This window comes from Taibaiella helva, from assembly GCF_003545695.1.
Classification (GTDB): Bacteria; Bacteroidota; Bacteroidia; order Chitinophagales; family Chitinophagaceae; genus Taibaiella; species Taibaiella helva.
In genome coordinates this window covers 163200-184211 of the sequence record NZ_QUZZ01000010.1, presented here as the reverse complement: position 1 = coordinate 184211, position 21012 = coordinate 163200, and the positions used below count along the sequence as shown (strand labels likewise).

15 protein-coding genes and 4 tRNA genes are annotated in these 21012 nt (G+C 52.9%); 12 read left to right on the top strand and 7 right to left on the bottom strand.

The window, feature by feature from the left end:
* Positions 1-220 precede the first annotated feature (220 nt).
* The 5 genes from tuf to DZC79_RS16270 all read right to left on the bottom strand — a co-directional run bounded on the left by tuf (position 221) and on the right by DZC79_RS16270 (position 1973).
* Complete coding sequence (gene tuf, locus DZC79_RS16290; RefSeq protein WP_118952663.1) at positions 221-1408, bottom strand: elongation factor Tu; 1188 nt, start codon at positions 1406-1408, stop codon at positions 221-223.
* Between the two features lie 62 nt (positions 1409-1470).
* Positions 1471-1542 (bottom strand) — tRNA-Thr (locus DZC79_RS16285).
* Positions 1543-1627: 85 nt separating this feature from the next.
* Positions 1628-1700: transfer RNA gene (locus tag DZC79_RS16280), tRNA-Gly, on the bottom strand.
* A 39-nt stretch (positions 1701-1739) separates the two neighbouring features.
* Positions 1740-1822 (bottom strand) — tRNA-Tyr (locus DZC79_RS16275).
* A 78-nt stretch (positions 1823-1900) separates the two neighbouring features.
* Positions 1901-1973: transfer RNA gene (locus DZC79_RS16270), tRNA-Thr, on the bottom strand.
* A gap of 238 nt (positions 1974-2211) precedes the next feature.
* Here DZC79_RS16270 and DZC79_RS16265 point away from each other — a divergent pair.
* The 5 genes from DZC79_RS16265 to DZC79_RS16245 all read left to right on the top strand — a co-directional run bounded on the left by DZC79_RS16265 (position 2212) and on the right by DZC79_RS16245 (position 6726).
* Complete coding sequence (locus tag DZC79_RS16265; RefSeq protein WP_118952662.1) at positions 2212-2997, top strand: queuosine precursor transporter; 786 nt, start codon at positions 2212-2214, stop codon at positions 2995-2997.
* A 95-nt stretch (positions 2998-3092) separates the two neighbouring features.
* Positions 3093-3965, top strand: coding sequence for a DUF4129 domain-containing protein (locus DZC79_RS16260; protein WP_157977212.1), 873 nt, complete (start codon positions 3093-3095; stop codon positions 3963-3965).
* A gap of 22 nt (positions 3966-3987) precedes the next feature.
* The gene (locus tag DZC79_RS16255) at positions 3988-5184 is read left to right on the top strand and encodes a DUF4350 domain-containing protein (protein ID WP_157977211.1); all 1197 of its coding nucleotides are present in this window, start codon (positions 3988-3990) and stop codon (positions 5182-5184) included.
* On the top strand, positions 5174-6199 hold the full coding sequence (locus DZC79_RS16250; RefSeq protein WP_118952659.1) for an AAA family ATPase: 1026 nt from the start codon (positions 5174-5176) through the stop codon (positions 6197-6199). Before DZC79_RS16255 ends, DZC79_RS16250 begins: the two co-directional genes overlap by 11 nt.
* Positions 6200-6225: 26 nt before the next feature.
* A complete protein-coding gene (locus DZC79_RS16245) occupies positions 6226-6726 on the top strand; it encodes an SRPBCC family protein (protein ID WP_118952658.1) in 501 nt (166 codons plus the stop codon).
* An 81-nt stretch (positions 6727-6807) separates the two neighbouring features.
* Here the strand turns inward: DZC79_RS16245 and DZC79_RS16240 are convergent, their stop codons facing one another.
* Both DZC79_RS16240 and DZC79_RS16235 read right to left on the bottom strand, forming a co-directional pair.
* Positions 6808-7767, bottom strand: a complete 960-nt coding sequence (locus DZC79_RS16240) for a YeiH family protein (protein WP_118952657.1) — start codon at positions 7765-7767, stop codon at positions 6808-6810.
* A gap of 76 nt (positions 7768-7843) precedes the next feature.
* Positions 7844-8737, bottom strand: coding sequence for a LysR substrate-binding domain-containing protein (locus tag DZC79_RS16235; RefSeq protein WP_118952656.1), 894 nt, complete (start codon positions 8735-8737; stop codon positions 7844-7846).
* Between the two features lie 501 nt (positions 8738-9238).
* Between DZC79_RS16235 and DZC79_RS16230 the strand changes: the two genes are divergently transcribed.
* The 7 genes from DZC79_RS16230 to DZC79_RS16200 all read left to right on the top strand — a co-directional run bounded on the left by DZC79_RS16230 (position 9239) and on the right by DZC79_RS16200 (position 21007).
* Positions 9239-11059 (top strand): IucA/IucC family protein, encoded by a 1821-nt coding sequence (locus DZC79_RS16230; protein WP_118952673.1) that lies wholly within the window; start codon positions 9239-9241, stop codon positions 11057-11059.
* Positions 11060-11086: 27 nt separating this feature from the next.
* Positions 11087-12907, top strand: coding sequence for an IucA/IucC family protein (locus DZC79_RS16225; RefSeq protein WP_118952655.1), 1821 nt, complete (start codon positions 11087-11089; stop codon positions 12905-12907).
* A gap of 32 nt (positions 12908-12939) precedes the next feature.
* Positions 12940-15333 (top strand): TonB-dependent receptor, encoded by a 2394-nt coding sequence (locus DZC79_RS16220; protein ID WP_118952654.1) that lies wholly within the window; start codon positions 12940-12942, stop codon positions 15331-15333.
* 75 nt (positions 15334-15408) lie between these two features.
* Entirely contained in the window at positions 15409-16605 is a 1197-nt protein-coding gene (locus DZC79_RS16215) for a hypothetical protein (RefSeq protein ID WP_118952653.1), read from the top strand.
* A gap of 43 nt (positions 16606-16648) precedes the next feature.
* A complete protein-coding gene (locus DZC79_RS16210) occupies positions 16649-18181 on the top strand; it encodes a pyridoxal phosphate-dependent decarboxylase family protein (protein ID WP_198666919.1) in 1533 nt (510 codons plus the stop codon).
* Complete coding sequence (locus tag DZC79_RS16205) at positions 18153-19703, top strand: GNAT family N-acetyltransferase (protein WP_118952651.1); 1551 nt, start codon at positions 18153-18155, stop codon at positions 19701-19703. The genes DZC79_RS16210 and DZC79_RS16205 overlap by 29 nt, the downstream gene beginning before the upstream one ends.
* The gene (locus DZC79_RS16200) at positions 19700-21007 is read left to right on the top strand and encodes a lysine N(6)-hydroxylase/L-ornithine N(5)-oxygenase family protein (RefSeq protein ID WP_118952650.1); all 1308 of its coding nucleotides are present in this window, start codon (positions 19700-19702) and stop codon (positions 21005-21007) included. Before DZC79_RS16205 ends, DZC79_RS16200 begins: the two co-directional genes overlap by 4 nt.
* The last annotated feature ends 5 nt before the right edge of the window (positions 21008-21012 follow it).

The window sequence follows — 21012 nt, the reverse complement described above, 5'->3', positions numbered from 1 at the left end:
AAGAAGGCCTTCGGGTAGGGTCAGGGAGATGAGCTCCAAATACGGATCGGACAAAACAGTTATTTTTTAGCTCGCAAAGCAAACGCTTTTTTACTAATCCCCCAGATTTTACGATTGATCCTACAAAAGTGTTGTTTAAAACAAAGAAGGCGGTACAAGAAGGCATAAAAAAAGTCCCGGATTAACCGGGACTTTCATTTATGTTTTGCCGAAGCAATGCTTATTTCAGGATTTCAGTTACCTGGCCAGCGCCTACGGTACGGCCACCTTCGCGGATAGCGAATTTCAGGCCTTTGTCCATGGCGATGGGAGCGATCAGCTTCACTGTCAGGTTAACGTTATCGCCGGGCATTACCATCTCAACGCCTTCGGGCAGCATACACTCACCGGTTACGTCAGTAGTACGGAAGTAGAACTGGGGACGGTATTTGTTGAAGAACGGCGTGTGACGGCCACCTTCGTCTTTACCCAGAACGTAAACTTCACCTTTGAACTCAGTGTGGGGAGTGATAGACTTAGGCGCTACGATAACCATACCGCGACGGATGTCTTTCTTATCGATACCACGCAGCAGCAGACCGGCGTTGTCACCAGCTTCACCGCGGTCGAGAAGTTTCTTGAACATCTCAACACCTGTACAGGTAGAAGTCAGGGGAGCATCATTGAAACCAACGATCTCAACGTTGTCACCTACAGTGATCACACCACGCTCGATACGACCTGTAGCAACAGTACCACGACCAGTGATAGTGAATACGTCTTCTACAGACATCAGGAAGGGCTGATCGATCGGACGGGGAGGCAGGGGAATGTACTCATCCACAGCGGCCATCAGATCTTCGATAGCTTTAACACCAGCGGGCTCACCGTTCAGGCCAGCCAGAGCAGAACCCTGGATGATCGGGGTGTTGTCGCCGTCGAATTCGTTTTTGCTCAGCAACTCGCGGATTTCCAGCTCAACCAGCTCAAGGATCTCGGGATCATCAACCAGGTCAACTTTGTTCATGAATACCACGATACGGGGTACACCTACCTGGCGGGCCAGCAAGATGTGCTCCTTAGTCTGGGGCATGGGACCGTCGGTAGCAGCTACTACCAGGATAGCGCCGTCCATCTGGGCAGCACCGGTAATCATATTCTTCACATAGTCAGCGTGACCAGGACAGTCAACGTGCGCATAGTGACGATTAGCAGTTTGATATTCTACGTGTGCAGTATTAATGGTGATACCACGCTCTCTTTCTTCGGGAGCGTTATCGATCGCGTCATAATCCTTCTTCTCTGCCAAACCTTTATTAGCCAAAACGTTGGTAATAGCGGCAGTCAATGTAGTTTTACCATGATCGACGTGACCAATGGTACCAATGTTTACGTGGGGTTTCTCCCTCTTAAAGGTCTCTTTTGCCATTGTTATTCTTTTTAAAAGAAATTTTTATTTTATTTATAGTTGTAAAAAAATTTACTTCTATGAGCTGTTGAGCAGGATTGAACTGCCGACCTCTTCCTTACCAAGGAAGTGCTCTACCACTGAGCTACAACAGCATTTTTTGAACTGCTAAATGGCTGGTCTTGCTTCATTGCTGTACGCCGCAATGACAACCATTTATCAATTCAAAATCTGATTCTGAGCGGAAGACGAGTCTCGAACTCGCAACCTATAGCTTGGAAGGCTATCGCTCTACCAATTGAGCTACTTCCGCATGACGCAGCATTGACATCCTGCGTTATCTGTAAAAAAGTGGGCAGTGAAGGATTCGAACCTCCGTACACGTGAGTGAGCAGATTTACAGTCTGCCGCCTTTAACCACTCGGCCAACTACCCAGATAATCTTCGACGATCGCCTTTCAAATCCCCGACCGGAATCCGGGATGAAAAACCAAGAATCAAAATTATGAAAAGAGCCACTTGCCGGGATCGAACCAGCGACCTACTGATTACAAATCAGTTGCTCTACCAGCTGAGCTAAAGTGGCCTTTTATTATCGTTGCAAAGAACTTAATCTCCTAAAAATCATCCGGTACCGTAGGTCCCGTTTGCTTTGGGATTGCAAAGGTAGGGATGTATTTTGAATTAACAAACAAGTTGTTCTTTTTTTTCAAAAAAAGTTTTCCTGCCACTGAAGTCTCCGTCTCACGCAGCTTTCGGCGCCCCTACCCGCTTCTTTCTTTTCACAAAAGTAAGTGTATTTTTGGACGCTTCATTACACCGCTATGATCCACAAAATACTTTCGGATAAATCTTATAAACTATTTCTTGCGCTTACGGCATTTTTTGTGGCCAATGCACTCATTGCCGAATGTATCGGCGGTAAGCTGTTTTCGCTGGAACGCTTTCTGGGCCTGTCTGTCACACACTTTTCGCTTTTCGGGGAGCCCGGCCTTTCTTATACCCTCACCTGCGGCGTGCTGCTGTGGCCGCTGGAATTTATTCTTACCGATGTAGTGAACGAATACTATGGCCCCAGAGCAGTGAAGCGGATCTCGTACACTGCTGTGGTGCTGATCGCCTATGCCTTTCTCATGTTCTACATGGCCATGAGCGTGCCCGCCGACCGTGATTTCTGGATCGGCAGCAAGGCAGCTGAAGGGGTACCGGATATGCAAAAAGGCTTTTCAGCTGTTTTCGGTCAGGGCATGTGGATCATCTTCGCCAGCATTGTCGCTTTCCTCATCAGCCAGATCGTCGACGTGTTCGTATTCCACCGTATTAAAAAGCATACCGGCGAAAAACGGGTATGGCTACGGGCTACAGGATCCACGTTGGTTTCGCAGCTGGTCGACAGCTTTGTGGTGCTCTTCATCGCCTTCAAGATTGGCAATGGCTGGAGCTGGCAGCGGGTGCTGGCTATCTGTATGGTAAACTATTCGTACAAGGTCGTAATGGCTATTATCCTCACCCCGTTGATCTACCTGCTGGAGTACGGCATTGAACGCTATGTAGGCAAGGAGGCTGCTGCCGAAATGAAAAGGGCCGCTATGGGCAAAGAGGCCTCCTGACCGGGCTCCGCAAAACATTTTTTGCCAGCTTATTTCCCTTCTTTACCTTTAATCCGTTTATGTACGCTCACCGGAAACCCTTACTTATACTGCTTTTGCTGCTGTGCCTTTTGCCTTGTGGGTTTTCTGTAGCGCAGCAGCAGGACAGCGCTAGGGTGAAAAGCTACGAAGAATACGAAAGCAGCACCTACGAGCAGAACGCCCCCTCGGGCGATGCGGCGGCAGTGCAGGCGCCGGAGACCGATACCGTCGAAGAAGCCCAGGAGCCACCGGCAGAAAGCGGGCGCTATACCGATGTCACGGAAGAAGACAATGCCCCCTCCTATACTGTATTTTTGGAGCTGCGCTGGCCCCTGCCCTGGCAGCGCCGTGCGATAAGCGAACAAAGCTGGCAGAAGATGACCCGCGATCCTGTATTCCGCTATAAAGACCCGGAGGAAAAACCCCGGGAACCGAAGGAAACCGGCTCCTGGTGGCTTCGCTTCTTCGAAAGCATCTTCCGCTTCCTGACTTCCGATGCCGGTAAAGTGCTGATCATTTGCCTGGTCGCGTTGATCGTGATCTACCTGGTGATCCGCGTGATCCAGCTTCGGGGCACGCTCTTCTTTTCACCTAAGGACAAAAAGCTGCCGCAGGAGCAGGGCGACGAGCTGGCCGACGACTACGTGCCACCCAGCTGGGAACGCGCTATACAAGATGCTTCGGCCGCCGGCAATTACCGGCTGGCCGTGCGGCACAGCTACCGCTACCTCCTGCACCTGCTGCAGGAAAAAGAGCTGATCGCTTTCCAGACGGCGAAGACCAATTACCAGTACGCTTACGAATTATCCGGGACCAGGCTTCACCGGCCCTTTCTGCAGCTCACCAGGGGATATGAATACGCCTGGTACGGCGGTTTGCCCGTAGCCAAAGAACGGTTTGAAGCTTATTACCAGGAGATCAACGGGATCAAAAAAGACCTGCATTAATGATAGCACAACGGCAACCCAGATGATACGCCTGAACCGATTTATTGTTTTACTCTTCCCTGCCCTTTTGCTGCTGCTTTCCGGTTGCAGCCGGAAGGATCAGCCTACCTATTGGTATGCCGATTTCGACAAGGTGAGTAAAAATCCCTATAGCTTGTATCTTACCTACAACAGCCTGCCGATACTGTTTCCCGGCGCCGGTACGGAAAAGCTGAAAAGCTCTTCGAGGCTGACCAACCTGGGCTACCAGCTCAGAAAGAATAAGGGCAAGTCGATGCTGATGATGGTAGGACTCCGGCTGCAGTTTGCAGAAGATGAAGTCGATTCGCTGCTGGCTTTTGTTGAAGCGGGGCACCAGGTGGTGCTGAGCGCTGCCCGCTTTGATGACGCGCTGCTGGAGCGGCTCCGGCTCGAACAGTCTCCCGAAAGTACGCTCGCCGGCAAAAAGCAGCAGCTGATCTACCTGAAGGATAAAGACAACCAGGTGCAAAGCTACAGCTATGCTTACCACGACCGGGATATCCTCGCCGGCTTTGTGAGCCAGGATACGGTAACCGCACCCTTCTTCATCCTAGGCCGCAACGAAGAGCAGCAACCCGACTGTGTGCTGTATGCTATAGGTGAGGGCAAGCTGATCCTGCATGCCGCGCCGGTGGCCTTTTCCAATCACTTCTTGCTGCAGGAGCAAAACCGTAAATACCTGGATGCTTTCTTCAGCTATGTCCCCGGAAACTTCAGCAATGTGTACTTCGTTTCCTTCAATTACCGGGATGTATCTTATTCCGACTGGGGCGTGATCTGGCGCAATAAGGCCACCCGTACCGCCCTGCTGCTGACGCTGCTCGCCCTGCTTGTCTTCATATTGTTTGAAATGAAACGGCGGCAAACGATCATACCAGTCATACCACCGGTAGAGAATGCCTCCGTAGCTTTTGTGGAAACCATCGGCCGCCTGTATTTTAATAAAAAGGACCATGCCAACCTCGCTGAAAAAATGGTACAGCATTTCCTTGATTTCGTCCGGAACCACTATTACCTCAATACCAATCTGCTGGACCAGGAATTTGTCAGGAACCTGTCGGCCAAGTCGGGTAAAGCCATTGCCCAAACCGATACTTTAGTACATTACATCAGAGAAGTGCAGTCGGGCGTAAAGGCCGACGAGGCCTTCCTCTTTACTTTATACAATCAAATCCGGGAATTTTATCATGGAAAATAACAACGAATGGTCTGCAGATAAGGAAAGCAAGCCGGTTGCGGAAGACGCTTTGTTTCAGAGCCGGATGGACATACAGCCGGTGCTGGATATGACCGGCCGTATCAGGGAAGCTTCGGCGCGTGTCATCGTAGGGCAGCACGAAACCATGGAGCTGCTGCTGGCGGCCCTCCTGGCCGACGGGCACGTACTGATCGAAGGTGTGCCCGGCGTTGCCAAGACCTTAATGGCGAAGACCCTGGCGCGGCTGGTCGATGCCGGCTTCAGCCGTATCCAGTTCACGCCCGACCTCATGCCCTCCGATGTGGTGGGTACCAGTGTGTTCAATCCCCAGGAGGCCCACTTTACCTTCAGGCAGGGCCCTGTGTTCAGCAATGTGGTGCTGATCGACGAGATCAACCGCGCCCCGGCCAAGACCCAGGCAGCGCTGTTCGAGGTCATGGAAGAGCGCCAGGTGACCGTCGACGGGACGACCCATATCATGGAACCGCCTTTCATTGTTCTGGCCACGCAGAATCCTGTAGAGCATGAAGGCACTTACCGCCTGCCGGAAGCCCAGCTGGACCGCTTCCTGTTCAAGATCAATGTCGGCTATCCTTCTATCGAAGAAGAGGCCCGTATCCTGAACGAGCACCATGAGCAGAAAGGCAGAATGCTTCTCGATACCCTGCAGCCCGTGATCAGCCGTCAGCAGCTGGCCCGATGCCGTCAGCTGGTACAGCAGGTGCATATCGAGCCTAAGCTCATCGAATTCATCGCACGCATCACTGTAGCGACCCGCAGCGACCGTTCGCTGTACCTGGGCGCTTCGCCCAGGGCTTCGCTGGCCCTGATGAACGCTGCCAAAGCTATCGCCGTGCTACGTGGCCGCGATTTCATTACGCCGGAAGATGTGCTGTATGTAGCGCCGGCCGTATTGCGCCATCGTATCGCCCTTACACCCGAGCGGGAGATGGAAGGCGCTACACCCGATGATGTGCTTAAAGAACTGATCTCAAGGCAGGAAGTACCGCGATAATCACCGTTAACCTAAAACACCGCATCATGGCAGATCAATTTGACTGGTCCCGTTTCGTTGTCCGTATCGATGTACGGGCATCAAAAGAAGCGCTTTATGAAGCCTGGACCACACAGGAAATGCTGGAGCTCTGGTTTCTGCGCCTGGCCGAGTTTACCAGCCCCACAGGCGAAGTACGCGGCCGTTTCGACAAGATACAGAAAGGCGATACCTATAAATGGCTCTGGCATGGCTACGACGATAACAGTGTCGAGTACGGCGAAGTGCTGGAAGCCGATGGTACCCTTTTTCGCTTCAGCTTCGGCAAAGCCGGTATCTGTACCGTAAGCGTACACGAAATAGAAGGCGAGAACGTGATCGAGCTGAAGCAGGAAAAAATACCTGTCGACGAAAAAGGCAAGCAGTACTACCATGTAGGCTGCCAGGCCGGCTGGACCTTTTATTTTGCCAATCTTAAATCCCTACTGGAAGGCGGCATCGACCTGCGCAACCGGAACGAAAAGCTGCGCAGCATGATCAATTCCTGATCAGCGCTTCCCTTGTATATTTATTACCGGCACTGCCGGCAAAAGCGCCCTATATACCCATCGTTGTATAGGGCACTTCTTTTATACCTGCAGCACTGCGCAAAGCGAGAGCAGCGAGATCAGCGCCCACAGCAGTACACCCTGTATCATAGGCCTGGCGCCCACTGCCCTTAGCGTATCGCGGGACAAGCTGCTACCGATAAGGAAGAGCGTAAGTGTAAGCCCGGCATGTGCTACGGCTACCAGGCCGGCACTCAGGGACCGGATAAAAGGAAGATAGCTGTTGGCCAGCATAGCCAGCACGAACAAGCCGATAAAGTAAGGGATACGGATACGGGTCCGGCGCTGCCCGAAAGCCAGCGAAGAGCATAAAGCCAGGGGAATGATCCACAAGGCGCGGGCCAGCTTTACGGTGGTAGCAATCTGCAAAGCTTCGGGACCATATTTAGCTGCAGCGCCAACCACAGAGCTGGTATCGTGAATGGCGATCGCGCACCAGAGCCCGAACTGCTGCTGCGTCAGCTGCAATTGCTGCCCGATAAAGGGAAACAGGAACAGCGCCAGCGCATTCAGCATAAAGACCGTGCCCAGCGCCACCGAGATCTGCCGTTGTTCGGCGCGGATCACCGGTGATATAGCTGCAATAGCGCTGCCGCCACAGATAGCCGTTCCAGCCGAAATGAGGTAAGCGGTCTTGCGGTCGATTTTCAATCCTTTACCGGCCAGCCAGCCGGCCGTCAATGTGACGACGATAGAGGCAACGGTCCAGAGAAAGCCCTCCTTCCCAGCTTTCAGCGCTGCGACAGCATTCATCCCGAAGCCCAGCCCCACTACTGATATCTGCAGCAGGAGATGGGTTACCCTGGGCGTATAAGCCGCGTAAGGATTGCCGTTCAGGTGTGCCAGAAAGATACCCCCCAGCAGCGCTACCGGCGGCGAAACCACCGGCGTAAGGCAGGCGATGACCGCGATGATAAACATGATTTTTCTTGTGGCCGGGCACAATACCGCTGCCTTTACAGGCTTGCTCTCTTTTTCCATGACGAACTGCTTGAATTGATAAAGCAAAATTCCGCCGGGAAAATATAGCAGGGAAATACCTATTCGTCATCGCCCATTACCTGAAGTTATAACGCAAAGCATACTTCAGGAACAGGGCCGGCAGGGGCACGGTATCTCCCTGTGGCTGGATAAGAAAAAGCTCCCGCGCGATACGAAGCCCGTCGATCTCGATCACGCAAAGCTCGTTATGCTTCAGCTCTTTCAGTATGGCATGTATGGAAAGAAAGGCCAGGCCTTCGGAATGCTGCAGATAAGCTTTGATCCCTTCGGTGCTTCCCAGCTGCATTTCGGTATGCAAATCTGCCAGCCGTATGCCCAGCGGTGCAAGCGCATGCGCGATCACCTCCAGGGTACCGGAGCCCGGCTCGCGCAACACCAGCGGTAGCCGGCGAAGCGCATCGGGCATGATACTTTCCTTCCTGGCCAGGGGGTGGCCCGCCGCTGCGGTAAGCACCAGCTCATCATCTACCAGCCGGGTGTATTGGAAAGCACTGTCACGGGTTTGACCTTCGACAACACCGATATCGATCTGCTTTTGCGCCAGCATTTGCGCTACCTGCCCGCTATTGCCCGTAGAAAGATGAATGCGTATGCCCGGGAAACGCTGGTGGAAAGCGGCAAGCAAAGGCGGCAGCACGTATTGGGCAATGGTGGTACTGGCCCCTACCCTCAGCTGCCCGCTATGTTCTTCATTCAAGCCGCTCAGCTCAAATTCAAGATTGCTGTACAAGGTAAACAATTCGCGGGCATGCTGCAGCAGTATGTTTCCCGCAGGAGTAAGACTGATCCGGGAGCCGTTACGATCAAACAACCGGACCTGGTAATGCTGCTCGATCTCGCGGACATGCCGGGTTACGGCAGGCTGTGTAATGCAAAGCTCTTCTGCAGCGCGAGTGAAGCTGAGCCGCTGCGCTACGGTGTAAAATACTTTAAGCCGGTAATCAAACATAAGCAAGCGTATGAACTGCAAAGGTATCCTAATTCCGGGCGACCACCACGCTGTAATCCATTACAGTACCGATGCCCTGAAATGCCCATGTACAAGGGCATACAGCTATAGCGCGCTCCACGGAGAAGAACGGGCGACAGTACTTGTCCCTTCATTTAGAACCCTTCAACAAAGTCTAAGTTTTGTCATTTTTTGATAGCCTTGATCGCCAAATGGATTGCGCGCTTACTTTTGCATGCGCTATGCATCGCTTAAGTATCCACTGATAAGCCGCAAGCATAGCCTGTTCGGATTGGTGCAGAATGCTCACCGTTTATCGTACTTGATTTGCATGAATACACAGAACAATACACAGGCCTCCGGACATGATACTGTCCCTGCTGGCTGCGATAATAAATTTTCAATGATCCTATAGGCGCAGCCGCCGACCGGCAGCAATAAGCCCCTTTTCAAAATATGCGGCATGCATAGATGGGGATCATATGCTCAAAACTGAACGATATGTATCCAAACACTGAAACACTGACACCACAAGAAGCCGCAGCACACTTGACGCCGGAGCTGTGGCAAACTGTCAACCGCGATTATCTGCGTAAGATGATCTGCGAGTTCAGTCACGAAATGCTCCTGGAACCCGCTGTGACCGGCACATACAGCGACGGCAATACATACAGGCTCGATGTGCCGGGCCAGCATATCGTGTACTACTTTAATGCCAGGCCGCTGGCGCTCGACCACCTGCTGATCGACCCCTTATCTATCCGCAAGGAACTGGACGGCATCCCTGCCGAGCCTGACGCCATCTTATTTCTTATCGAGCACAAATCCGTGCTCGGGCTGGAAGAAGGAGATATTGGCACTTATATCGAAGAAGTAATCAGCTGTATGCAGGGCAGCGCTTTCAAATACCGGAACAATGACATACCGGCTGAAACCCTTGCTGCTGCTGCCTACCAGGATGTGGAGCATGCGATGACAGCAGGGCATCCCTGCTTTATCGCCAACAGCGCACGGATCGGCTTCGATGCCTGCGACTACCAGAACTATGCGCCGGAAGCCGCTGATCCCTTCAACGTTGTCTGGCTTGCCGGCCACAAAAGCAGGACGGAATTCACCGCTATGCCCGGCTTCAGCTACGAGCAGGTCATACAGCAGGAGCTGGATGCGCCACTGCAGGAACAATTCAATAGCATACTGGAAGGCCGGGGCCTGGATAAAGCGCAGTATTACTGGTTCCCTGTGCATCCCTGGCAATGGTACCATAAACTGGCCCATATTTTCGCTGCGGACATTGCCACCGGTCTGCTCGTTTGCCTGGGCAACAGCGCCGATCTTTACCTGCCGCAGCAATCCGTACGTACGTTATTCAATGTGAGCCATACCAGCCGTTATTACGTAAAATCGGCCCTGTCTATCCTCAATATGGGCTTTATGCGGGGCTTGTCGCCTTACTTCATGCGCACCACACCGGACATCAATCAATGGGTATACGAGCTTGTGCAGCAGGACGCTTACCTGCAGGAAAAACAATTTATGATGTTGCGCGAGTGCGCCACCATAGGCTATACTCACCAGGAATTTGAGACCGCGCTGCAACAGGATTCTCCTTATAAGAAAATGCTGGCCACACTCTGGCGGGAAAGTCCCCAGCCCTTTCTACAGCCGGGCCAGCAGCTGGTAAGCATGGCCGCTTTGCTGCATGTCGATACGAAGGGAAATGCCCTGCTGAAGGCATTGATCAACCGCTCGGAGCTGGATACCAGCACCTGGCTGCAGTATTACTTCGACTGTTATCTTAGTCCGCTGATCCACTGCTATTATTACCATGACATGCGTTTTATGCCGCACGGCGAAAACCTGATCCTGGTGCTGGAGCAGGGCAAGCCGGTAAAAGCGATCATGAAAGATATCGGGGAAGAGGTGGCTATCGTATCGCCGGATAAGCCCCTGCCGGAAGCAATTGAACGGATCCGCATACAAGCGCCGGAAGAGCTGAGGCTCCTGTCCATCTTTACCCAGGTATTCGATTGCTTTTTCCGCTTCCTCAACGAAGTGCTGGTGGCCCATCTCGACTATCCTGAAGAGCAATTCTGGGGCCTGGCCGCCGACTGTATCCGTGCCTACCAGGCCAGGTATCCGGAACTGGAAGAGAAGTTCCGGAAGTTCGACCTGTTCACGGCTGAGATACCCAAGACCTGCCTGAACCGCCTGCAGATCCGTAACAGCAAAAAGATGATCGATATGGCGGCGCCTTTCCGCAACCAGCATTTCGCAGGCGTGCTGAAGAATCCCTTATCCGCCCGTAAAGCAGCTTTGGCCTGAACAGTACAAACACAAACACCACAGACAATGAAATTTCCCATAGCAATTGCTCCGGAGGCTTCCGTTGCGCACCTCAGCCCCGGTACATGGCAGCGCGTAAACCGTTTGCACCTGCGCAAGATCCTCGCCGAATTTGCCCACGAACGTATCATCACACCGGAGCTTACCGGGCAGGAAGACGGATGGGGCCGCTACCGGCTCAGCAGCCGTAATGGTCATACCGTGTATCATTTCAGGGCACGTATCCTGGTCTTAAATCATTGGTATATCGATACGGCATCCATCAGCAGGGAATACCTGGGCGAGACAGCAACGCCGGATGTCATGGCCTTCATATCCGAGTTCAGGGAAGACATGGGCATCGCCGAAAGCATGCTTCCGGTGTATATGGAAGAAGTAAGCAGCACTCTTTGCGGCGCTGCTTATATGCAACATTACGGCAAGCCCTCTGTGAAAGTCCTGCTGAAAGCAGATTACCAGCAGATCGAAGGGACAATGACCGGTCATCCCCGCTTTATCGCCAACAACGGCCGCATCGGCTTCGATGCGGAAGATTACCGCCGCTATGCTCCCGAAGCGGCGCAGCCCTTTCCCCTGGTATGGCTGGCGGGACATAAGGACGAAGCGGTATTTTCCGGTATCAGCACACTGACTTACGAGCAGGTGATCCGGCAGGAGCTGGACGAAGAGACACGGGCAGATTTCGATGCACAGCTGGAAGCGAAAGGGCTACAGCCCGGAGATTATTTATTGTTGCCGGTACATCCCTGGCAATGGTTCAACAAGCTGTCGAATATCTTTGCATCCGACATCGCCGGGGACCGCCTGGTATGCCTGGGCTACAGCAAAGACAACTACCTGCCGCAGCAATCGATCCGCACGTTTTACAATACCAGTCGCCCGGAACGGTTTTACGTCAAGACCGCATTGGCGATACTGAATATGGGCTATGTCCGCGGCTTGTCTCCTTACTTTATGAAGACCAACCCCGGCATTAATGAATGGCTGCATAATCTTACCGGAGACGACGCTTACCTGCAGCAAAAAGGCTTCTGCATCCTGCGCGAAGTAGCTAGTGTAAGCTTTGCACATCGCCTGCTCAATGCAGCTATCCCCGAAGACAGCCCCTACAAGAAAATGCTGGCCTGCCTCTGGCGGGAAAGCCCGGGAAGTAAGCTGAAACCGGGACAGCAACTGATGACCATGGCGGCCTTGCTTCATATCGACAACGATGGTGCAGCTTTCCTGCCCGAGCTGATCCGGGCATCAGGGCTGGACACGGCCTCCTGGCTGAAACGCTACCTGGAATGTTATTTCAGCCCCTTGCTGCATTGCTTCTATAAATGGGACCTGGTCTTTATGCCGCATGGCGAGAACCTGATCCTGGTCATAGAAGACCATGTGCCGGTAAGAGCCATTATGAAAGATATCGGCGAAGAGATCTCCCTGCTGAACCCGGACATGGAGGTGCCGGAAGTCGCGCTTAGGCTGATAGTACCGGTGACCGACGAGGCCCGTACGCTGCCGCTCTTCACACAGGTATTCGATTCGATCCTGCGCTTTATCTCCGCTATACTGGTAGCGCATACGGACTTTTCCGAAACCGCCTTCTGGTCGCTCGTTGCCGCCTGCATCCGCGACTACCAGAAGGCGCATCCCGAATACGAAGCCGCTTATCAGCGCTTTGACCTGTTCGTTCCGCATATCCGGCCGGACGCACTGAATAAGCTGCAGCTCAGCAATAACCGGCAGCTGCGCAACCGGGCTAATCCTTTTATGGACCTGGCAACGGTGGGGCTGCTCGACAATCCTGTAGCGGCTTTCCGCGACCATCCTGTTTTTTCTTAACCAAGTCATATTTAAATTCCTCAATTCACTGCATGTCCCCGATATTTTACCCCGATTGCTGCAAGCCCCTGTTGAAGCTGGCTTTGCCTGGTATGCTTACCCTGTTCAGCCTGTTTCCCTTCGACCACCATGCTGCAGCATCTGAAGAACGATCTCAGATACACGGAAAAGTAACTACCAGCGATGGTCAGCCCGCCGCCTACTGCCATGTCACTATTGGAGGCCTTACCAGCATAACAGTGGATGAAAACGGGAACTACCAGTTCGATGATCTGCAGCCGGGAACTTATACCCTTGTCGTAAGCTATGTAGGCCAGCAACGCTCTTCACATGCTGTTACCGTTGCCGCGGGAGAAGATGCGGTACAGGATTTCACCTTGTCCGCTTCGGGACAGGAGCTGAACGAGATCATGATTGTGGGCAACAAGTACACCATTTCTTCACGGAAAGAAAGTCCCAATGTGGCCCGCATGCCGCTGAAGTACCTCGAAAATCCCCAGGTGTACAGTGTGGTAGATAAGGAGCTGATCAAAGAGCAGATGGCGCTTACGCTCGATGAATCCTTCCGCAATGTGCCCGGCGCTGCACCTTCCAAGACCGGTGCAGGCATGCCCGCCTTTTTCTCGAGGGGCTTCCAGGCCAGCGAAAACCTCCGCAACGGTATGGCCACAAACCTCCGTACCGGTATCGACCTTTCCCTGGTAGAAAGAGTGGAAACCATCAAAGGTCCTTCCGCTACCCTTTTCGGATCGACGATGACTTCATTTGGCGGTGTGGTCAACTACATCACCAAGAAGCCTTATGCATATTTTGGCGGAGAAGTCTCTTACACCTATGGCAGCTTTGATCTGAGCCGCATTACAGCGGATCTAAATACGCCGGTAAATAGAGACAAGACCTTATTGTTCCGTATCAATCTTGCCGCACAGAAAGAGAACAGCTTCCAGGACCAGGGCAATGGTTCGACCTATGTGGTTGCACCGTCGCTTACCTATAAAGTGAACGAACGGCTCACCTTCAGCCTGGATGCCGATCTGCAGCATTACCGCGGCACCACTCCTGCCGGATGGTCTATAGGTAAAGGCGTTACGGCCAAAGGCTTTGACGAGCTGAAGCTCGGTTACAAGCGCTCCCTGCAGGACAATTCCCTGGTAAGCAACCAGATGTCGGGCAATGTATATGCGCAGGCCGCGTACAAAATATCGGACAGCTGGACCTCGCAAACCCATTTCTCCTGGGGTGTGGGTGAATACAACGACCTGTTTATTTATGACCTGACCTGGATCAGCGACTCTACTGTAGCACGCCCTATGCGCTCATTCTCTCCTGATAAATCCGGCAGGCAGCATATCCAGCAAAATTTTATCGGGGATTTTCCTATCGGTTCGTTGCGCAACCGGGTGGTGATCGGCGCCGACTACATGTCCCAGTACCGCAATGTAAAATACACCTACCTGCCCACCGATACCGTGAACATCAACAAAGCCACGCCCTCTGCCCGTATCCAGGATATTGAAAACAAGCTGGGCAATATGAGCACACCGGAGAACCAGTACAAGCAGTACACCTACAGCGCTTATATCTCTGATGTCCTCAATTTTACAGATAACCTGATGGCGATGGCAAGTCTTCGCGTCGATCATTTTGTGAACAAAGGTGTGTACAATACCCTCACCAGCATGACGACCGGTGACTACAGCCAGACAGCGCTTTCGCCCAAGTTCGGCCTGGTGTACCAGCCGGTCAAAGAGAAGATCGCTTTGTTTGCCAACTATATGAACGGCTTCAAGAACGTAGCCAATGCCCTCCAGCCGGATGGCAGCACCTCCGTGTTCAAGCCTCAGCAAGCCAATCAATGGGAAGCCGGCGCCAAGCTTGCCCTGATGGAAGGCAAGCTGAGCGCTACACTAAGCTATTATGATATCCGCGTAACCAATGCGATCATGCCTGAGCTCCGTGACGGAAAAACCTTTACGGTACAGAACGGCACTCAGCAGAGCAAAGGCGTTGAAGCCGAGCTGATCGCCAGCCCTTTCCCCGGCTTTAACCTGATTGCAGGCTATGGCTACAACGACAACAAGTTTACCAGGGCGGCGGTCAATATCGAAGGGAAGCGGGCACTAGGTACCCCGGAACATGTAGGCAATGTATGGCTGACGTACACGCTGCTTGAAAGTGCCGTGAAAGGCCTGGGCATCGGTGGTGGCGTGATGTACGTTTCCGACGTCTTCCAGGACAACCAGAACACCTTTACCCTGCCCGCTTACACCATGGTGGATGCTACAATATTCTATAACAGACCTAAGTACCGCATCAGCTTTAAGCTGAACAATATGCTTAACGAAAAATACTGGGTAAGCGATGGCTTCTATTCCCGCCCGCAGAAAACCAGGAACTTTATGATGAGCGTCGCTTACAAATTCTAACCACCCGACATCTTAATCATACCGGCCGCTCAGGGGCATTTTTACATCAACCCTGAGCGGTCCAATACCACAGCAATGGCTATCAGACTACGGGATTGGATACGGCAACGGAACCTTATAGCAGGCATGGTTTTAGCCCTGGCTATACTGGACCATACCCGGCTTTTTTTCCACTGCTGGAATACCCCGCCGGTCGACATGACGAAGCCCGACCTGGCCCTGTTCTTTACCCGGTTCAGCGCGCATTTCTTCGCGCCGGCGGCATTCCTGCTCACGGGCATTGAGCTGTACATCAAAGGACGGCAGCGGAGCAAAGCGCAAAATGCCGGGGTATGGATCCGGAACGGCTTGCTGCTGATCCTCACAGAAGCAGGGATCAACAATTTCCTTTACACCTTCGATCCTTACTACCGAACGCTTGGCTTGTACATCATCGGTATCACTGGCCTCAGCATGATCCTGCTGGCTATATTGCAATACCTGCCTTTGCGCTGGCTCGTCGGTATCGCGCTGCTGGTCATCGCGGGGCACGATTGCCTCGATAAGCTAACGGCCACAGGCCATTCGGCCGGAGCCATTGCCTGGTATATCCTGCACCAGCAGAAATACCTCTTATCCGGCGATCGTCTCTATACCATCAACTATACCTTGCTACCCTGGTCGGCGCTGCTCTGCCTGGCTTACACTCTGGGGCATTATATCTGTCATACCCCGGCGAAAACGATAAGGAAAAAAGCCATGCGCATGGGTATGCTGCTGTGCCTGGTCTTCCTGGCACTGAGAACAGCCAATCTCTATGGCGACAAGACGCCCTGGACTCCGCAGGATACCTGGAGCGGAACCCTGATCTCCTTTTTCAACGTGACCAAGTATCCCGCCTCGCTCGATTATCTGTGTATTACCACAGGTCCCTTGCTGATCCTCTTTGCCTTTACCCTCAAAGCTTCTTCTGCACGGCCGTTCCGGTTCTTTTCCGTACTGGGCAGGCAGCCGCTGATGGTGTACCTGGTCAGCACGCTTATTATTCACCTTGCCGCCATGCCAGCTGTGATGATGCAGGGTAAGCCCTGGCAGGCCATGATCATCACAGCGGCCTCCTATAAACCCGGCAATGTGCTGCAGGGCTATGGCTTCCCCCTGGCTGGCGTGTACGGGATATGGACATTGATGCTTCTCGTACAGTATGCCCTGTGCAGCATAGCATCGGCCCTTTCAGGCCATAAACAGCAACAAAGGACAGCAGTCACTGCCACAACAGCAATCACAACCTAGCAAGTACAATCCCAGATATAAAAACAACCAGACAAACATAATTATGGAACAATTAAGCTATCCCGTTCCGGTACAAATGGCTGCTGCGCTCCTGGATGCCGCTGCAGAAGCCTATCCCGGCATCTTCAATGCACAATCGGCAGATACCTACAGCAAGGCGATACAAAAGGCAAAAGCGGTGGTGCTGCAATTCCTGGAACAGCAGCAACGGCCTTTCAGCGGCATCAGCGTAGCGCAGCTGAACGAGCTGTTCGACACGGTAGATTTCGACACGCCGCTACAGGACTACGATGCCTTGCTTCAGGAAGTGCAGGAGCTCTATGTGAATCATGCTACAGCTTTTCACCTGCCGCAGTACATCGCGCATTTGAACTGCCCCGTGGTGATCCCCGCACTGGTGGCGGAGGTGCTCATCAGTGCTATTAATTCTTCGCAGGATACCTGGGACCAGAGCGCCGGCGGTACCTTAATGGAGCAACGCCTGATTGCCTGGACGGCTACGCAGATCGGCTTCGGCGCGTACGCCGATGGCGTCTTCACCTCGGGCGGTACCCTCAGCAACCTGATGGGTATGCTGCTGGCCCGGGATCACTTTGCCCAGGAACACTTTGCCCATAATATCAAAAAGGACGGTAATCCTTCGGAAGCCGGACGGTTCAAGGTATTCGTCTCTGAAAAATCGCATTTCAGCAATCTTAAAAACGCCTCCCTGCTCGGTCTCGGAGAGCAGGGCATTGTCAAAGTCAGCACCGATCAACGTTTCCGGATGGATGTCGCTGCGCTGCAATCGGCTATAGAAGCTGAGCTGGCGCAGGGCAATATTCCCATCGCTGTTATTGCGACGGCAGGCACTACCGACTTCGGCAATATCGATCCGCTGGAACCGATCGCCCGCCTGGCCGGGCGTTACAATATCTGGATGCATGTCGATGCCGCTTACGGCTGCGGCCTGCTGCTCAGCAACAAGTATCGGGATCTGCTGCAGGGTATCGAGCTGGCCGATTCCGTAACGATCGATTATCACAAGTCTTTCTTCCAGCCGGTCAGCAGCAGCGCCTTTATCGTACGGCACCGCAACCTGCTCAAGATCATCAGGCATCATGCCGATTATCTCAACCCTGAAGACCAGGATTATGAAGAGCATCCTTCGCTGGTGAATAAGACAGTGACCCAGGTGACCCGGCGCTTCGATGCGCTCAAGCTCTGGTGCACGCTGCGCATGCTGGGCAAGGAAGAGCTGGGCAGGTATATCGATACTATTATCGACACTGCCGCCGAGACTGCCGCGCTGATCGAAGCTGACCCCGAGCTGGAGCTGCTTTGTGATTCGGATATCAGTGCCTTGCTGTTCCGCTACGTACCCGGTGGTATCACAGATGAAGAAAGCGATACGCTTAACAGCTATATCAAAAAAGAAATGTTTCGCAGTGGTGAGGTCATGGTAGCCAGCACCAAAGTGAATGGGCGCTTTTATCTGAAATTCACCCTGCTTAATCCGGTGACGACCATCGAAGACATCCGGAGTATTCTCCAAACCATCAAGCAATATGGCGACACTTTCTATGCTCTCTCTTAAACACAGCACCGCCATCGATATCTGGCTCAATGCTTACTGCCGGGACTTCCGCAACTGGACGCCGTATATAGGACCGGCTGTATACGATGAAGCCTTACGGAATAAGATGTGTCAATACGAATGCCCTTTGCATTTCCGTATCGACTTTACCGCACAGGGCAGCGAAGTATTCGTACCGGTCGCTTACCGGTCGCTTACCGGCGATCACCTGTTTGCCTCGCCGGCATGGGAACGCCTCCCTGAAGATAATTCCATACACGAGCTTAGCCCCGAACGCCTTCTTGAGCTTGCTTCGGGCTATGCCTCTGATAGCCTGAAGAGGCTGTTTACCGGTACTTTCGCAGCAGTGGTGCCCGCAGTACCAGCTGTCGGTACAAGCGGATGGTATCGCCCGGGAGCGCTGGCCGCCAGGCAGGACAATACACCTTTGATCGTATCACTGTTTGCAAGTGCTTCCGGCACCCTAATGTCTGAAGAGCAGCTGCACCGCTGGTTTGCGCTTTATATCCGTCATGTGCTGCCGTTGCTCGTACCACAGGCAGGAGCAGCAGCTTATACCTTTCCTTTAATCGAAGTCCATATCGATGCTGAAGGCTTCCCCGACAAATGCCGGTGCACCAAAGGCAGGGATGCGGGAGACAGCTGGATGCATCATATCCTTTCCTGCTTTATGCCGCTGGTGGCTGCCATGGGCAGGCATGGGCTTAGCAGCGAGCGTAGCCTGCTTAAAGCGTTGTACATCTCTTTTCAAAACTATGCAGTCGGCGATATGGAAGAACCGTTGCGGCAGTTGCTTTCACAGCGGAACATTCTGCGTAAAGGCCGTTTGTTTGCCAGCGAAAACTATACGGTAACCTATCCGAACCCGCTGCAGGAATATTTCCTGGCAGAGCCTATCCTGATACCCAATGGCAGGCAGCCCGTGTTTCAGCGTTACTTCCCGAAAGAAGAGCTTACCGTAAGCATCCGTCCTTTCGATCATGAGCAGGATATGGAAAGAGTGTACGAATGGTTCCATGCAGAACATGCCAAACCGATCTGGAAAATGGACTGGCCGATGGCGCAGCTGGAATTGTTCTATCGTACGATAACGGCCAATGAAACTGCACACAGCTTTATCGGGGAGATCAACGGCGAGCCGACCTTCAACCTCGAAGTGTACTGGGCGACAAGGGACCTGCTGGGCGAATACTATGATGTACAGCCCGGCGATTACGGAACGCATCTGTTGATCGCACCTACCGATAAGCGAAAGAAATTCCCATCAGCCACCATGCAAACCATACTGGACTGGCTTTTTGCCGAACCGTTGGTCGACCGGCTCGTGGGCGAAGGATCGGTTGAATCGGTAGCTGCGCTGATGAACAAGGTGCATGTCGGTTTCCGCCTGGACCAGATACTGGACATGCCTCATAAGCGTTCCCACCTCAACTTCTGCCGCCGGGAATGGTACTGGGAGCGCTTTCCGGAGAACAGAAATTTTATTTCAACAGAACAAACACACAAAAACTTCAGCACATGAACCCACAAGTATATGATCTCATCGGCATCGGCATCGGCCCCTTTAACCTGGGCCTGGCCGCACTTAGCGCACCGATGGAAGGCTTAAATGCCCTTTTCCTGGACCAGTCTCCGTCCTTCGACTGGCATCCAGGCCTGATGCTGGACGATGCCACTCTACAAGTACCTTTTATGGCCGATCTCGTTACCATGGCCAATCCTGCCAGCCCCTACAGCCTGCTTAATTACCTGAAGCAAAACAACCGCATCTATAAGTTCTATATCCGCGAAAGTTTCTTCGTGTATCGCCGCGAATACAACCAGTATTGCCAGTGGGTTGTTGAACAGCTCGACAATTGCCGCTTTGGTCAAAGGGTTATACAGATCGACTACGAAGGCGGCATCTACCAGGTAACAGCTGAAGATATTGCCTCCGGTGCGATCAGCTGCTTCCGGTGCCGCAAGCTGGTATTGGGTACCGGCACGCAGCCTTACCTGCCGGAAGTCCTCCAGCACGCCCTCCCTGACCGGCTTATACATACTGCCGATTATCTACATCGGAAAGAAGAAGTCTTACAGCAACGCTCGGTGACGCTTGTGGGTTCCGGCCAAAGCGCTGCGGAGATCTTCCGCGACCTGCTGCCGGAGACCAGGAAAGGCATGAAGCTCAATTGGATCACGCGCTCGGGAAGATTTTTCCCCCTGGAAAACCACGCCAAGCTTACCCTTGAAATGACCTCTCCGGATTATGTCGATTACTTCTATGCCTTGCCGGAAGCCGTAAGGAAGAACCTGCTGGCTACACAGCAGTCGCTGTACAAAGGCATCAATTACGATCTGATCAACGAGATCTACAACAGTATGTATGCGATAGAGCTTGCCGACGGAAAAGTCAATGCCAGCCTACGGTGCAACAGTAATCTGCAAGCCATCCATGCCGGAGATGATGGCAGGCATGTGCTACATTTCCACCAGGAAGAGCAAGGTGTTTCCTTTGAAGTGTCCAGCGATTACGTCATTATGGCTACCGGCTACAAGTATCGCGAACCGGGCTTCCTGCGCAACATACAGGATCGTATCAAACGCAATCCCGACGGCAGCTATGCCGTGCACCGCAATTACAGCATCGACCAGGATGCCTCCGGTATCTATGTACAGAATGCCGAGCTGCATACACATGGCTTCGTAAGCCCCGACCTGGGCATGGGCGCTTACCGCAATGCTTTTATCCTGAACGAGGTGATGGATAAAGAAATCTATAAGGTCGAACAAAAGATCGCCTTCCAGCAATTTGAAGCCGGCGCTGCAGTATTGCAGCCGGCATAACCAGA